The sequence below is a fragment of the Streptomyces sp. Ac-502 genome (assembly GCF_045222935.1).
Taxonomy (GTDB): domain Bacteria; phylum Actinomycetota; class Actinomycetes; order Streptomycetales; family Streptomycetaceae; genus Streptomyces; species Streptomyces monomycini.
Map to the genome: position 1 here is coordinate 2,316,833 of NZ_JBHFFO010000001.1, position 14,097 is coordinate 2,330,929.

Annotated in this window: 12 protein-coding genes and 4 pseudogenes; 7 read left to right on the top strand and 9 right to left on the bottom strand. The window is 70.6% G+C overall.

The genetic code is table 11. The features are described from left to right. Positions 1-92: 92 nt before the first annotated feature. A complete protein-coding gene (locus tag ACEXOX_RS10380) occupies positions 93-491 on the bottom strand; it encodes a hypothetical protein (protein ID WP_406520080.1) in 399 nt (132 codons plus the stop codon). A 245-nt stretch (positions 492-736) separates the two neighbouring features. On the opposite strand from ACEXOX_RS10380, the gene ACEXOX_RS10385 reads away from it, so the two are divergent. The 4 genes from ACEXOX_RS10385 (at position 737) to ACEXOX_RS10400 (ending at position 3,313) form a co-directional block, all read left to right on the top strand. Further along, entirely contained in the window at positions 737-1,225 is a 489-nt protein-coding gene (locus ACEXOX_RS10385; protein ID WP_406526291.1) for a restriction endonuclease fold toxin-2 domain-containing protein, read from the top strand. A gap of 18 nt (positions 1,226-1,243) precedes the next feature. After that, entirely contained in the window at positions 1,244-1,687 is a 444-nt protein-coding gene (locus tag ACEXOX_RS10390; RefSeq protein ID WP_406520081.1) for a hypothetical protein, read from the top strand. Positions 1,688-2,661: 974 nt separating this feature from the next. Then, positions 2,662-2,832: a hypothetical protein gene (locus tag ACEXOX_RS10395; protein ID WP_406520082.1), complete on the top strand. Its 171-nt coding sequence runs from the start codon at positions 2,662-2,664 to the stop codon at positions 2,830-2,832. 40 nt (positions 2,833-2,872) lie between these two features. Then, positions 2,873-3,313 (top strand): hypothetical protein, encoded by a 441-nt coding sequence (locus tag ACEXOX_RS10400; RefSeq protein ID WP_406520083.1) that lies wholly within the window; start codon positions 2,873-2,875, stop codon positions 3,311-3,313. A 97-nt stretch (positions 3,314-3,410) separates the two neighbouring features. Here the strand turns inward: ACEXOX_RS10400 and ACEXOX_RS10405 are convergent. The 3 genes and pseudogenes from ACEXOX_RS10405 to ACEXOX_RS10415 all read right to left on the bottom strand — a co-directional run bounded on the left by ACEXOX_RS10405 (position 3,411) and on the right by ACEXOX_RS10415 (position 4,903). Beyond that, a pseudogene (locus tag ACEXOX_RS10405) lies at positions 3,411-3,811 on the bottom strand (NUDIX hydrolase). Positions 3,812-3,884: 73 nt separating this feature from the next. Then, positions 3,885-4,037: a peptide deformylase gene (locus ACEXOX_RS10410; protein WP_406520084.1), complete on the bottom strand. Its 153-nt coding sequence runs from the start codon at positions 4,035-4,037 to the stop codon at positions 3,885-3,887. A gap of 11 nt (positions 4,038-4,048) precedes the next feature. Beyond that, complete coding sequence (locus tag ACEXOX_RS10415; RefSeq protein ID WP_406520085.1) at positions 4,049-4,903, bottom strand: hypothetical protein; 855 nt, start codon at positions 4,901-4,903, stop codon at positions 4,049-4,051. A gap of 15 nt (positions 4,904-4,918) precedes the next feature. On the opposite strand from ACEXOX_RS10415, the gene ACEXOX_RS10420 reads away from it, so the two are divergent. After that, positions 4,919-5,071, top strand: coding sequence for a hypothetical protein (locus ACEXOX_RS10420; protein ID WP_406520086.1), 153 nt, complete (start codon positions 4,919-4,921; stop codon positions 5,069-5,071). Between the two features lie 86 nt (positions 5,072-5,157). On the opposite strand, the pseudogene ACEXOX_RS10425 reads toward ACEXOX_RS10420, so the two are convergent. Beyond that, positions 5,158-6,515, bottom strand: a pseudogene (locus ACEXOX_RS10425) (peptidase C39 family protein). A gap of 249 nt (positions 6,516-6,764) precedes the next feature. On the opposite strand from ACEXOX_RS10425, the pseudogene ACEXOX_RS10430 reads away from it, so the two are divergent. Together ACEXOX_RS10430 and ACEXOX_RS10435 are read left to right on the top strand one after the other, a co-directional pair. Beyond that, positions 6,765-7,372: pseudogene (locus tag ACEXOX_RS10430) on the top strand (uridine kinase). A 463-nt stretch (positions 7,373-7,835) separates the two neighbouring features. Continuing rightward, complete coding sequence (locus ACEXOX_RS10435) at positions 7,836-9,737, top strand: AAA family ATPase (protein WP_406520087.1); 1,902 nt, start codon at positions 7,836-7,838, stop codon at positions 9,735-9,737. A gap of 334 nt (positions 9,738-10,071) precedes the next feature. Here the strand turns inward: ACEXOX_RS10435 and ACEXOX_RS10440 are convergent. From ACEXOX_RS10440 to hisG, 4 genes and pseudogenes are all read right to left on the bottom strand, one after another. Beyond that, a pseudogene (locus ACEXOX_RS10440) lies at positions 10,072-11,101 on the bottom strand (hemolysin family protein); the annotation flags it as partial. After that, positions 11,098-12,444 carry a hemolysin family protein gene (locus ACEXOX_RS10445; RefSeq protein WP_406520088.1) on the bottom strand — a complete coding sequence of 449 codons (1,347 nt, stop codon included), beginning with the start codon at positions 12,442-12,444 and terminating at the stop codon, positions 11,098-11,100. The gene ACEXOX_RS10445 and the pseudogene ACEXOX_RS10440, both read right to left, overlap by 4 nt. A 192-nt stretch (positions 12,445-12,636) precedes the next feature. Beyond that, entirely contained in the window at positions 12,637-13,101 is a 465-nt protein-coding gene (locus ACEXOX_RS10450; protein WP_406520089.1) for a PH domain-containing protein, read from the bottom strand. Between the two features lie 91 nt (positions 13,102-13,192). Continuing rightward, positions 13,193-14,041 carry an ATP phosphoribosyltransferase gene (hisG, locus tag ACEXOX_RS10455; RefSeq protein ID WP_030017416.1) on the bottom strand — a complete coding sequence of 283 codons (849 nt, stop codon included), beginning with the start codon at positions 14,039-14,041 and terminating at the stop codon, positions 13,193-13,195. Between the last annotated feature and the right edge of the window lie 56 nt (positions 14,042-14,097).

Below are 14,097 nucleotides of genomic sequence, written 5' to 3' on the forward strand. Positions count from 1 at the left end.
TCGTCGGCGACACCGCGTGGTATGACCAGTTCGCGCCCGGTGGCGGCGACCGCTACCGGGGTTCCGCCGAAAAGGCCCAGGGCGCTGCCGCCTCATGGCGGCACGCCGCAAAACTGATGGAACGGTTCCTCGGCGAGGCCCAGGCGTGTGCGACCACGGTACGGGCCAGCCACACCGGGGCAGCTGCCGACAGCTTCCAGCGCTACTTCAAGCGCTGCATCGGGACAGGCTCCCCGCCTTCCCAGGCACAGGCGGACGAGCCTCTGGTCGCGAACCTGGTCGGTGCGTGCACCCAGCTGGCCAATGCGTGCGAAGCCTACTCCGGGCACATCAAGAACGCGCTTGCCGACATCGCCGCCCACAATGCGGACTTCTTCCGTATCGACCTGCCCTGGGAGCAGCCGATCCTGGGCGGCAACGGCTACGACGGAGGGCTCAACGACGCTGTACTCGGCGACCCCCGGATACATCAGCTCGGCGCCGTCGCCCACAGCCTGGACGCCGCCCAGGCCCGAGTACGCCTCCCGGGCGGGGACGACGCCCCCGACCGCCTCTGCTGCCCGGCGGAGGCATCAGGCTGCCGGTACCGGTGCTGCTCGCCTCGGCCTCCGGAACAGGCTCGATCCAGCAAATCATGGCGCAGGGCACCGACCCCGGCATCCCCTATCGCGACCCCATCCCCCCGGCACACCCCAACCTGCTCACCCCGGCCGAACAAGCGAACTTCCGCTCGTGGATGCACTCGCTGCCTGCCGGAGGCTTCGCCGGCGGCGGGAACGCCAGCAACTCGGACAACGCCTACCAGCTTCGCGTCGCCGGCTATCCCGAACGGGAAGTTCCCTTGCCGCCCGAGGCAACCGGCAGGAGCGGCAAGGGCCTCATGGTCGACGGCCTGCGCCCCGCCGACGGCTACGCGGTGGAAGCCAAGTACGTCCGGGAACCCGACTGCAAGAAGACCTTCCGCAGCCTGGACGCGGTCGACGCCACCCTCGGCACCCCCGTGAAGACCGACGACCGCGGTAACGTCAAGTTCGATCCGCGCCGCGACGCCATGTATCCCAAGGACGAGAACGAGCTGGTCCGCTACCACGAAGCCATGAATGACCCGCGCAACACCCAGCTGCGCGGCCTTGAGATCATTACGAACGACCGGGAATCATCCGCGTACTGGCAGAGCATGATGGCCATGAGCGGCGTGAAGGGAACCACACGGTACGTACCGTAAGACCGCAGGGACTTGAAGATGAGCAACGACCGCCGCGCCACCTTCCTCTTCTACCCGCCCACCGACCGGGCCAACGCCTGGCACATGACCTTCGACGGCTTCCGGTCCGCCCTGGAACGAGCCTTCCCCGACGCCTTCACACGTCTCATGCCCACCAGCTTCCGGGGAGGCAGCTACCTCGAATTCGAAGTAGCGACCCCGGACAACGCCGGACTGCGCGGAATCGCCACCCTCCCCGTCGAAGAGTGCGGCTGCATCACCCTCACTGACGCATCACCCACCGACGCCGCCCACATCGCCCACTGGCTGCGCGACACCTTCATCCCTTCCCCGGACCTCATCCGCTTCAGCAGCGAAGCCGCACTGGAAGCCGGAGATGAATCCCACTGGGAGCTCCCAGCAGCCGGCGACATCGCGGCCATCGAAGCAGCACTGCGCGAGCATCTGGCAGCCGTCGAGTAAGAAAGATCCGGAACCGCTTGCGTGCCGCATCCCGGGACGCGCGTATCGCCCCCGTGTATGAAGCCGAGCGATGCAGCACGGCCTGCGGCATCGTGTACGCTTTCCGCCACCCCAGCTCCGGGGTACGCGGCTCTTCCTCCCGTCTCGCGACTCACTGAAGCGCCGCCCACTTCCCTCCTCCCGCAGAAGCCTTGCGGGAGGGCTGTGCTATCTACGGCGTGCCCGCATCGAAGCCCTTCAGCAGGCGATGCGCTTCCCTTTCACGGCAGGCACCCGGGGCCGGTGAGACGAATGAGCACTGCTCGTCAAGCAGCAGTGCTCAGGTGGTCACGGTGTTCGTGTACGCCGAAGACGGCATCGAAACGGCACAGCGACCGCAGTACTGATCAGGTAGTAGGCCGTGCCCGCCCCCGTACCGTCCGTGGTCCGTTCCGGCCGTGTGCCAGCACGTCATGAGCGCTGAGCACGCCCAGATCGTCGAACACATAGAAGACAGGAAGGCAGGTCCACGCGGTGAGCTGGAGATGAGCGCGCACCGCCGCGCGCTCCACCGCATGCCGGTGAGTTGTGCCGCTGGTCATGCGGCTCTTGCAGTCGACCAATACAAGGTCTTCGCCCTTCCGGGCGGGGCGTGTCCCTTGGGCTGCTGGCCGGCGAGCACCGCCTACTGATAGGCGCTGGTTCGGTACTGCCGCTGGCACAGGTGCCTCATCTGGCGCGGACGGGCGCTATCCCGGAAACCCGCACCGGCGAGGCCAGTCGTGAGACAGCTTTTGTTGAACGCCGCGTCGGGCGGCATGTTGCTTAACGCGAAAGATCGCTTGGGGCATGCCTTTTGGCGTGTTAGCTTCCCGTCAACGCGGCGCTGACCCTGGCGGCTGCAACCCAAGGAAGAAGAACGGGGAAGAAGGCTGGGGGCAACCGGTCTATGCTTGCAGGCTATTCACCGATCACTCCGCTATGCCCTCTTCCCCGTGGCGAAGGTCGCCCGAACCATCGGCAAGCTCGGCGGGTACGCGAAGTTCGCCAAGTACGCCTGGAGGTACATCAAGGAAGGACACGTCCCGCCGGAGGCCGGCCAGGAATTCGCCGGCTTCGTCATGGCCGTGAGCGGTCCCGACGGAGTAGCCAGCGCCTGCGCCTGACGGCAAGAAAGAACCGGCCACACGACAGCCAGGAGCAGCCATGCTGGGGGAAACGTCCGAAGACAGCGAGCAGGCAAGCGCGAAGCAAGCCTTTGGCTACAGCACCGTCGGCGTGACTCTGGGGTTCGCTCTGACTTACCCAGGGGTGTCCTTCATCCGCGAGCTGAACGGCAGTAGGGGACTCGCTCTTTCCCCGGTCATTGCCCTGGCCGTCGTGTGGCCGGTTTCAGCCGGAATTCTGTATATCGAACCGTGGGTGCAGTCCCAGAGCTGGTGGAACAGTTTCGCAAAGGCCTGGTCGTGGGGCGTGGCCATTCTCCTGTGCGGTGTTCCACTGATCACCGCATTGGCCATCCCCATGCCTATCGGTGAGGGATGGCCGACGGGTCTCCCCACGGTCGTCGCGTCCTGCCCCATCGTCGGCCTGTTCGTGTTCCTGATCGTCCGCAGGCGCTGGCACGAGCGTGAGCAGAACCCGTAGCGCCCGGACCACACGGCCCCGCGGCGGCGGCCGACAGGCGCGCTGGACACGGCACGCCCAGGCCGGATGTGCCGACCGGGGGTGTGCTGTACTGCGCTCAGTGCGTCAGGGGCGCGTCCAGGTACTCCTGCACCGGCCCGTACACGCCGTAGCGCACGTACTTCGGGATCTCATTGTGGGTCACCCATGCGACCTCGGACAGCTCCTCGTCGTCTGCTACGCGCGCCTCTCCTGAGACCACCGCGCAGGCGGGTACGACATCGACCGGCCGGTCTTCGGGTGAGCCCGCTCACCGATCAGCTTGACCGCCTCGACGGTCAGCCCGGTCTCCTCCAGTGTCTCGCGCACGGCGGCCTGCTCGGCGGACTCGCCAGGCTCGATGGCGCCCGCAGGGAACTGCCAGAGGGAGTCTCCCTCGGGCACCCGGCGGCGGATCAGCAGCACACGGCCGTCGCTGACGATGACTGCGGTAGCAACGCCGGGCTCGGTGATGGTCACCGAGCCGATCCGTACCGCCAACTGCGGCCTGCGCCACGGTATTCGGATACGGGGATGGGCTCGACGCCGGGCCTCATCTTCGCGCGGTACAGCCCCCGTGCAGGTGGTCGACCTCGTGGGCGACGAGCCGGGCGTGTCCCCGCTCGAAGATGGTGATGCGCTGCTGACCGTCGACGTCGGTGTGCTCGACGCTGATGGACAGTGGGCGAGGTACCATGCCGCGCACGTTGAGGAAGCTCAGGCAACCCTCGTATTGCTCGTCGAACTGCGGCGACTCCTCGCGGCCATCCGGGCGCTGGCGGTGTCTTCGGTGGCGGTCAGGGCGGGCTCCTCGGTCGGGCGGGCACGGAACTTCCACTCCAGGCGGTACCAGGCATGCAGCGGCGGGTCTTCGGTACTCCAGGAGAACACCCGGCGGTCGCCTTCGGCTGCGGATCGGATCGGGTTCTCGAAGGGGAACGCCGCGGCCGTCATGGTGGTTTCCGTGCCCCATACGATCGGGTCAAGTTCGGCCGGGAAGTCCAGGCGCACACCGAGCCGTTGGGCCGGCAGCCGCACCGCCCGCCGGAACCACGTACCCCACTTCTCGTCGGAGACCGTGTAGCTGTACTCCAGCCATGCCGACTCGCCCGGGTACAGCGGGTAGCACCCGTTCTCGTTCTCGAACAGCGCCCACAGCTCCTTGAACGCATCGCAGTCGTGCTGCACGCGCCAACCGATCGGCTCCCCGCCCATGCTGGCGCTCAGGCCCATCTCTTCCCAGATGAGCGGGTTCTCGCGGTAGTGCTGATTCGACCGCTCGGGGTTGCCAGGGTAGCGGTCGACGGAGACGCGGATCAGGTAGCGGGCGATCGGGTCGCAGCTGTCGTTGTAGAGGCGGGCAGGGAGGCGACGTCTTCCATGAGCACCCTTCGCGTCAGGCGGCGCGGGGTACACGTTGAGGGACGGGCCGGTAGGCCGGCCGTCGCCCTGGAAGCGTTGGATGCGGCCGCGTGAGGCCCATTTGCGAATGACGGTCTGGGGTACGCCGGTGAGGCGTTCGGCGTCGTGGGCGTAGACGAGGTCGTCGGGGAACAGGTCGTGGGGCCGCACGGCACCTCCCCGGGCATGCAGAGAGCCCCCGACGTGGCCGGAGGCTCTCCTAAGTGGCTGGGGCACGCCGACCCATCGACCACGCTGCGCGTGTACGCGCACATGATGCCGGAGGCTGACGGTCGGGGCCGGGCCGCGATGCAGCGCTGGTTCGAGGCGGATTCCTGAAAGATCTCCTTATCTGCTTCCTGAACGGTTGGAGCCCCTCGCAAGAGCCCCCGAGTGAAGCGCATCGGGGGCTCTTGCGTGTCCCGTCAGCAGATACCCACGGCTCCCAGCGCGGCCCTTTGAACTGCAGAAACCTCGATGGGGAAGTAGACGTAACAGATGCCGCCGGTGCCGCTGACGACCTTGCCCTCGGCGTTCTTGCGCTTGGTCCGGAGCCAGATGTTCTCGAACTCGCGGCGCTTGTAGACGCGGCGGACGGCGGTGTTGGTCGGTGAGTTGGGGTCGTTGGCGACGACGTCGCCGGTGCGGGTGAAGCCGATGACGGTCATCAGGTGGCCGGCCGTGCCGTAGCCCGCGCCGGTCAGTTCGGCGGCCAGGAAGGACTGTGAGGTGATTACGGGGATGCCCGCCTGGACGAGGGTCTCGGCGTCGGAGAGGGTGCGCAGCCGGGTGACGACGGCCTCCATGTCCCGGTACGTGGCCGCGTACGCGGTGTTGAACGGCCAGTTGCCGCAGCCCTCGTACTGGTAGTCGAAGGTGTAGCGGGCGGCGTGGCAGACCTGGGGGTCGGCGTAGGCGGGGTTGACCCAGGCCAGGTCCGCGGCGGTGGGTTTGCGGCCCCAGTACTCGATGATCATCTGGGAGGAGGTGGGGCTGCACCAGGCCTCGCCCCCGTTGTCGTACTCGGGGTACTGACCCTTGTGGGTCTCCTGCGAGTAGCGCGGCACGGCCAGCTCGCGGCCGGTCGCGACGCCCGGCTTGGAGGCCGGTACGTCGAAGCGGTCGGGGATGTCGGAGCCCATCAGGCCCAGGCGCCACACCGTGGGGGTCTGGGTGGTGCCGGGCTTCCGGTACAGCGTGACGCGCAGTTCGTACGAGGCCAGCCGCACGCCGCTCGCCGGGGTGTCGATCGCGAAGGTGTCGGTGGAGATGCTGCTCCGGCCGTCCTTCTGGCCGTCGACGGAGGTACGGCGGATGTCGCCGTCCCCGGCGGCCCAGCGGCCCATGACGTACCACGGGGTCCGTACGCCGTCGCCGTACGTGCCGCGCAGCTCGACGGCGATCCAGGTGCCGGCGGGCGTCTGGGCGTTCCAGGAGACGACGGCTTCGGTGGACGGGACCTTGAGTGTGCGGGCCGGGGACGTCCAGACGGCGTACTCCCAGGCCGCGGTCGTACCGGTGTGCGGATCACGGTAGTCGGCGGTGCCGGCCGGGCGGTCGATCGCCACGCCGGGGCGGCGCCCGTCGACCACGCGGGTGCCGTTCGCGACGCCCTGGTTCCAGTCGGCTGCGGTGTGCCAGGCTCGGTAGTCCACGAGACGCTTCGCCTTCGGTGCGGCGGACGGTGCGGAAGGGGAGGCGGCGTGCGCCAAGGGGTGGCCGTGCCCGCCGCGACGGCGAGGGCGGCGGCCAGAACGGTACGCCGGGGCGTGGGTCTGCTCATGGTGGAGTCCCCCAGTCGGATGCGAAGGATTGAGCCAGGAGAACAGTGGAGCTCAACTATTCCCCCGCACACCCCCTTCGGCCAGCCGTTCGTCGCGCGTCGCCGCAGGGATCAGCAATTTGCGACAGGGGAAGGCCGTACGGGGCCCGGGCAGCCCCCTGCGCGAAGGCGCCCGTGCAGCCGCGGGTCCGCACCCTGCGTACCGGTAATCTGGCAGCGTCTCACCCGTCACAGCAGACAGGCAGCAGCGTGCGTCAAGAGCCGATCCGGCCGATCCCGCCCGGCCTCGCCGGCCGGCTGCGCGCGCTGCCCCCGTCCTGCGGCCCCGTCCGGCTGATCGCGGTGGACGGGCACGCCGGGTCCGGCAAGAGCACCTTCGCGCGGCATCTGGCCACGGCGCTCGGCGACGCTCCGGTCGTCCGTCTGGACGACATCGCGACCCACGACGAGCTGTTCGAATGGACGGAGCGGTTCCGTCTCCAGGTCCTGGAACCGCTGTCCCGGGGGAGCGCGCGCGTTACGGGGTGTACGACTGGGAGCGCAGGGAGTTCACCGCGCGCCGGGAGCTTGCACCGGCGCACGCCGTCGTCGTGGAGGGCGTCGGTGCGGGACGCCGCGCGCTGCGCCCGTATCTGGCGTGCCTGCTGTGGATGGAACTGACGGCGTGTCATTCCTGGGACCGTGGACGACGGCGGGACGGACCAGCCCAGGCTGCGTTCTGGGATGACTGGATCCCGGCGGAGCGCGCCCATTTCGCGGCGGACCCCTCGCGTCCGCACGCCGCCCTGCTGGTACGGGGGTGCACCGAGGGTTACGAGGTGCTGCCGGGGCCTGGTGAGGCGTGCGGTACCCCCTGAATCATCACCGTACGTGACGGACCACGGGCGGTACGCAGATCGTCGCCCTACGCGTACCGCCGACTGCCTCAACTCGGCTTGACCTGGGGGGCGTACAGGACTTACGTTCTCAATGTGCGGTTCTGACGGACCGCCCGCAGACGCGAAGCCCCCGGTTGTTCCCCCGTGATCGGGGGCTTCGTTCTGTGCCCGGGCGCTCGGCGCCCGCCGCGCGCCGTTCGCCTCCTCACCCTGTGTCACCGCTCCCTTCGCGCCGCGGAGCCTCGCCTTCCCCCGCACCGCCCTCTTCGGCCTGCACCGATACCGCAGGTACGATGCGAGTCCGTGCCACCGAAGGACGCAGTCGAAGAGCAGCCGGGGGCGACCTGCAACTGCCGCCCCGAGCACGCCGGTTCGTTCGAACACGCTGTGGCCTGGCACTCGCCCGGCGGCACACCACGGGGGACGTTTTGTGGGGGACGTGATGGATTTCGGCACCCAGGGCACACACGCCCCGGCCGAACTCGCCTGGCTGCGCGCGGTGGACGCCTACACGGTAGGCGCGTACCCGCAGGCCGAGGAGGAGTTCCGGGCCGCGGTGCGGATGGACCCGACGATGGCCGACGGCTGGCTCGGCCTGCACGCACTGCGTGCGGACACCTCGACCGCGCTGCTGCACATGCACCGGCACCGCGACCGGTTCGGGGAACAGCGGGCCCGGCACCGACGCACACTCAATTCCTGGTACTGGCTGGGCTGGTGGGTCCAGCCGGTGCTGGAGACCGGCCGCGACCTGCTGCTGGCGTACGCCTCGCACTGGCTCGACGGCCGCCATGTCGCCGAGCTGGACCAGGCCTTGGCGGGCTGCCCGCCGGTGGACACCGATCCGCAGGTGCGCTTCCTGCACGCCTGCCGCGCCTACCTCGTCAAGGACTGGGACCAGCTCGTACGGCACACCGAACCACTGCTCGACGATCCGCTGCTCGGCATCGAGGCCGGACTGTTCGGCGGCATGGCGCGGGTGCGCCAGGAGATGTTCGGGCAGGCCGAGCCGCTGCTGTCGGCCGCCCTGATGCGCTGCCGCAGCGAGCAGCCGCAGCGCAAGGAGCTGCGGTACTGGCTCGCCCGGGCCCACGAGGGCACCGGCCGCAGCGCCGCCGCGCTGCCGCTGTACCGCTCGGTGCACCGGGTCGACCCGGCGTTCATGGACACCGCGGCGCGGCTCGCGGCCATCGCCGACGGGGACGGCCTGGAGGAAGGCACCGACCTCGCGGCCGTGACCGCCGGCTTCGGCCAGGAGGCGGGCGGCGATCTGGACCCGCTCTCCCCGTTCGACCCGGTGGACGGGCGGGAACTGCTGGCCACGGCCGACCCGGAGGTCCCGGACGGCGACCTGACGGGCGGTTCGCTCGGGGACGCGGGGCCGGCCGTACGGGAGAAGGCGATGCTCGGCGGCCCGCGCCGCTCGGAACGGCTGCCGGCCGGCCCGTCCGACCCCGTGCTGCTGGAGAAGGCGCTCGCCGAACTGGAGCGGATGGTCGGTCTGGAGCCGGTGAAGCGTCAGGTCAGGGCGCTGTCGGCGCAGTTGCGGATGGCGCGGCTGCGGGCGGGCCAGGGCCTTCCGGTGCAGCCGCCGAAACGACACTTCGTCTTCTCCGGCCCGTCCGGGACGGGCAAGACCACCGTGGCCCGGATACTCGGCCGGGTGTTCTACGCCCTCGGCCTGCTCGGCGGCGATCATCTGGTCGAGGCACAACGGGCCGACCTGGTCGGCGAGTTCCTGGGGCAGACCGCCGTGAAGGCCAACGAGCTGATCGACTCGGCGCTGGGCGGGGTGCTGTTCGTGGACGAGGCGTACAGCCTCTCGAACTCCGCGTACAGCAAGGGCGACGCGTACGGCGACGAGGCCTTGCAGGTCCTCCTCAAACGGGCCGAGGACAACCGCGACCGCCTCGTCGTCATCCTGGCCGGCTACCCGGAGGGCATGGACCGCCTGCTGGCCGCCAACCCCGGCCTGTCCTCGCGCTTCACCTCACGCGTCGACTTCCCGAGCTACCGGCCGCCGGAGCTGACCGCCATCGGCGAGGTGCTGGCCGCCGAGAACGGCGACCATTGGGACGAGGAGTCGCTGGAGGAACTGCGCAGCGTCAGCGCGCACGTCGTCGGCCAGGGCTGGATCGACGAACTCGGCAACGGCCGCTTCCTGCGCACGCTGTACGAGAAGAGCTGTGCCTACCGCGACTTGCGGCTGTCCACCTGGTCCGGCGCCCCGTCCCGCGACGACCTGGCCACCCTGCGGCTGCCGGACCTGATGCAGGCGTACGGCGAGGTCCTCTCCGGCCGCGGCCCGGTCACCGGACCGGGCCCGGAGGCGCCGCCGCTCTGACACGAAGCGGAACACCGCCGCTCTAACACGAAGCGGCAGGTGTCCAACTGCGCAAGCTGCACCGTTGAGCCGGGCGCGCCCTGCCCGTGCACGCGCGCGGCCGCCGCCTCCGGCACGGGCCGCCCGCAGAAACGAGGGCCGCCCGCAGAAACGACGTGAGCCCGCAGAAACCCCCGCGGGCTCACACCTCCACCATGGTCAGGATCACCCCGCCAGCGCCCGGTCCTCCCTGGTGGCCGGCCCCGGGGCGGGGCGCGGGCCGGAGAGGCGGTCGCCGGGGACTTCGGGGACGCGGGCGCCCTGCGCGCCGTTGAAGGGGGTGCGGTCGGCAGTTCCTGGCGGTGTGCCGGGTCGCGTACCTCTCCCACCAGCTTTTCCAGTACGTCCTCCAGGGCGACCAGCCCCAGCACCCGCCCGGTCGCGTCCGCGACGGCGGCCAGGTGGGAGGCGGAGCGGCGCATGGCGGTCAGGGCGTCGTCCAGGGGGAGTTCGGCGCGCAGCGTCGTCATCGGGTGCCAGATGTGCTGCGGCACCGCGCGGTCGCCCTCCTCCAGGTCCAGTACGTCCTTGACGTGCAGGTAGCCCATGTAGGCGCCGCCGGGCGCGGACACCGGGAAGCGGGAGTAGCCGGTCTTGACGGTCAGCTCCTGGACCCGGCGCGGGGTGACGGCCGGGTCGACCGTCACCAGTCCGGCCGGGTCCAGGAGGACGTCGGTGACGGGCCGGCTGCCCAGTTCCAGCGCGTCGGAGAGGCGTTCCTGCTCGGCGGGGGCCAGCAGGCCGGCCTGCTTGGAGTCCTCGACGAGGTCGGTGAGCTGCTGGCTCGTGAAGACCGCCTCGACCTCGTCCTTCGGCTCGACGCGGAACAGCCGCAGCACGCCGCGGGCGCACGCGCCGAGCAGCGCGGTGACCGGGCGGCACAGCCGGGCGAAGGCGACCAGGCCGGGGCTGAACCACAGCGCGGTCTTCTCCGGGGCGGCCATCGCCAGGTTCTTCGGGACCATCTCGCCGATGACGAGGTGCAGGAAGACCACCACGGCCAGGGCTATGACGTAACCGAGAGGGTGGATCAACGGCCCGGGCAGCCGGGCCGCGTGGAAGAGGGGCTCCAGGAGGCGGGCGACGGTCGGTTCGGCGACCGCGCCGAGCGTCAGGGAGCAGACGGTGATGCCGAACTGGGCCGCCGCCATCATCTGCGGCAGGTTCTCCAGGCCGTGCAGCACCTTGCGGGCCCGCTTGGAGCCCGCGGTGGCCAGCGGTTCGATCTGGCTGCGGCGCACCGAGACGAGTGCGAACTCGGCGCCCACGAAGAAGCCGTTGACCAGGACCAGGAAGACGGCGAAGAGGAGTTGCAGAAAGCTCACCGGGCCACCTCCGCCGGCGTCGGGGCGGGTGCCGCGGCGCCCGCGGTCCGTATGATCCGGACCCGCTCGGCGCGGTGGTGGGACACCAGCCGCACCCGCAGCCGCCAGCCGTCCAGCTCGGCGGTGTCGCCGGGCGCGGGCACCCGCCCGAGTATCTGGGCCACCAGGCCCGCCACGGTCTCGTACGGGCCGTCGGGCGTGTCCAGGCCGATCCGCCGCAGGGTGTCCACCCGGCAGCCGCCGTCGGCGTCCCAGGCGGGGCGGCCGTCCTCGGGCGGTGCCTGGGCCAGCTCGGGCAGGTCGATCCGGTCGTGCTCGTCCCGTACCTCGCCGACCAGTTCCTCGACGATGTCCTCCAGGGTGACGACGCCCGCCGTGCCGCCGTACTCGTCGACCACCACGGCGATCGGCTGCTCGCTGCGCAGCCGCTCCAGCAGCGGCTGCACCGGCAGCGTCGCCGGGACCAGGAGCGGCGGTACGGCGATCCGGGCGGCCGGGGTGCGCAGCCGGTCGTGCTCGGGCACCGCGAGGGCGTCCTTGAGGTGCACCATGCCCACCACCTCGTCGAGCCGGGTGCGGTAGACGGGGAAGCGGGACAGGCCGGTGGCGCGGGTGAGGTTGAGGATGTCCTCGGCGGTCGCGGAGGCCTGAAGGGCGCTGACCCGTACCCGCGGGGTCATCACGTTCTCGGCGGTCAGCCCGCCGAGGGAGAGGGTGCGCACGAACAGGTCGGCGGTGTCCTGCTCGATCACCCCGGCGCGGGCCGAGTGGTGGGCGAGCGAGACCAGTTCGCCGGGGGTGCGGGCGGAGGCCAGCTCGTCGGTCGGCTCCACGCCCAGGGCCCGTACGAGCCGGTTGGCGACGGTGTTCAGCAGGGAGATCACCGGGCGGAAGAACCGCGAGAAGGCGCCCTGCGGGCCCGCAACGAACCGGGCGACCTGGAGCGGCTTGGAGACCGCCCAGTTCTTGGGCACCAGTTCGCCGAGGACCATCTGCACGGCGGAGGCCAGCAGCATCCCGATGACGACGGCGATGCCGGGTACGGCACCGGCCGGCAGCCCGGTGGCGGTCAGCGGCCCGGACAGCAGACGGGCCAGGGCGGGCTCGGCGAGCATGCCGACCACCAGGGAGGTGATGGTGATGCCGAGCTGGGTGCCGGAGAGCTGGAAGGAGAGTTCGCGCAGTGCGCCGACGACGGTGCGGGCGCGCCGGTCCCCTTCGGCGGCGGCCCGTTCGGCCTCCGCCTTCTCCACGGTGACCAGGCCGAACTCGGCGGCGACGAAGAAGCCGTTGGCGAGGATCAGGACGAGTGCCGCCGCGAGCAGCAGCAGTGTGGCGGTCATGCCGCCGCCTCCGTGAGGGGGAACTCCCGTGGATGCGGGGGTTCCGGTGGAGGGGCGGCGCAGGTACTACCGGACGATCCGTCCATTGCTGGAGGGAGTCACTCCTCATGTTGCAGGGGCCCGCTGGCGGGGCGGGGCGCGGAGCGCGCCCTGGGCACCAGGGTAATCAGCAGGGCCGGGGTGCGGGCAGGGTCACCGGGCCGGCTGGTCCCCGGTGCCGTGGTTCTCGGCGAGCGCCCGCAGCGTACGGGCGTCGCGGACGGCCTGGTCGCGCGCGATGCCGGGCTGGATGCCCATCGCGGGCAGGCTGGTGCCGTCGGCCAGGTCGAGGTGGACCCAGGGGTCGCCCTGGCGCAGGTTGACCCGCAGCACCTGGGCCCAGGCCAGCTCGCGCTTGGTGGTCAGGTTGACGACCGTGACGCCGTCCTGCCGGGCGACGACCTTGGGCCGCGCGAGCAGCAGCAGCACGCCGAGGATGACCAGCCCGGTGAAGACGAAGCTGACCCGCTCGCCGCCGCCCAGGTTCGGCAGCAGGACGGCGATCACCGTCAGCACGGCGAGCTGGGCGATGCCGACGCCGTACAGGACGGCACGGGTGCGGCCCGGCCGGAAGGTCACCGGGAGGGCGGGCAGGGGCGCGGATGCGGGCGCGGACACGTCGCTGGGCTCTTTCGTACGGGCCGCCGGCGCGGGCCGGCGGCAGGTGTGGCCGCCGCCCGTCGGCGGCGGCCGGGCCGCCTGGCCTGGGTCAGAGGCGGCAGGCGTGGATGCCGGTGGTCAGGATGGCGCGGGCGCCCAGCTCGTACAGCTCGTCCATGATGCGCTGGGCGTCCTTGGAGGGGACCATCGAGCGGACCGCGACCCAGCCCTCGTGGTGCAGCGGGGAGACGGTGGGCGACTCCAGGCCGGGGGTGAGGGCGACGGCCTTCTCGACGTGCTCGACGCGGATGTCGTAGTCCATCATCACGTAGCGCCGGGCGACCAGGACGCCCTGCATGCGGCGGAGGAACTGGCGGACCTTCGGGTCGTCCTCGGGCGCGCCCTTGCCGCGGATGACGACCGCCTCGGACTTCAGGATCGGCTCGCCGATGATCTCCAGTCCGGCGTTGCGCAGGGTGGTGCCGGTCTCCACGACATCGGCGATGATCTCGGCGACGCCCAGCTGGATGGCGGTCTCCACGGCGCCGTCCAGGTGGACGACGGAGGCGTTCACGCCGTGGTCGGCGAGGTGCTGGGTGACCAGTCCGGAGAAGGACGTGGCGACCGTCATGCCGCCGAAGTCGGTGACCTCCCGGGCCGTGCCCGGGCGGGTGGCGTAGCGGAAGGTCGAGCCGGCGAAGCCGAGCTGCATGATCTCCTCGGCCTGCGCGCCGGAGTCGAGCAGCAGGTCGCGGCCGGTGATGCCGATGTCCAGCTTGCCGGAGCCGACGTAGACCGCGATGTCACGCGGGCGCAGGAAGAAGAACTCGACCTCGTTCTCCGCGTCGACCAGGACCAGCTCCCTGCGGTCCTTGCGCTGGCGGTAGCCGGCCTCATGGAGCATCGCCGACGCAGGCTCGGACAGTGAACCCTTGTTCGGGACGGCGATGCGCAGCATGAGAACGACTTCCTTCGTGCGGGAGGAGGGGTGAGAGAAAAAAGGGGGGGGGTGGT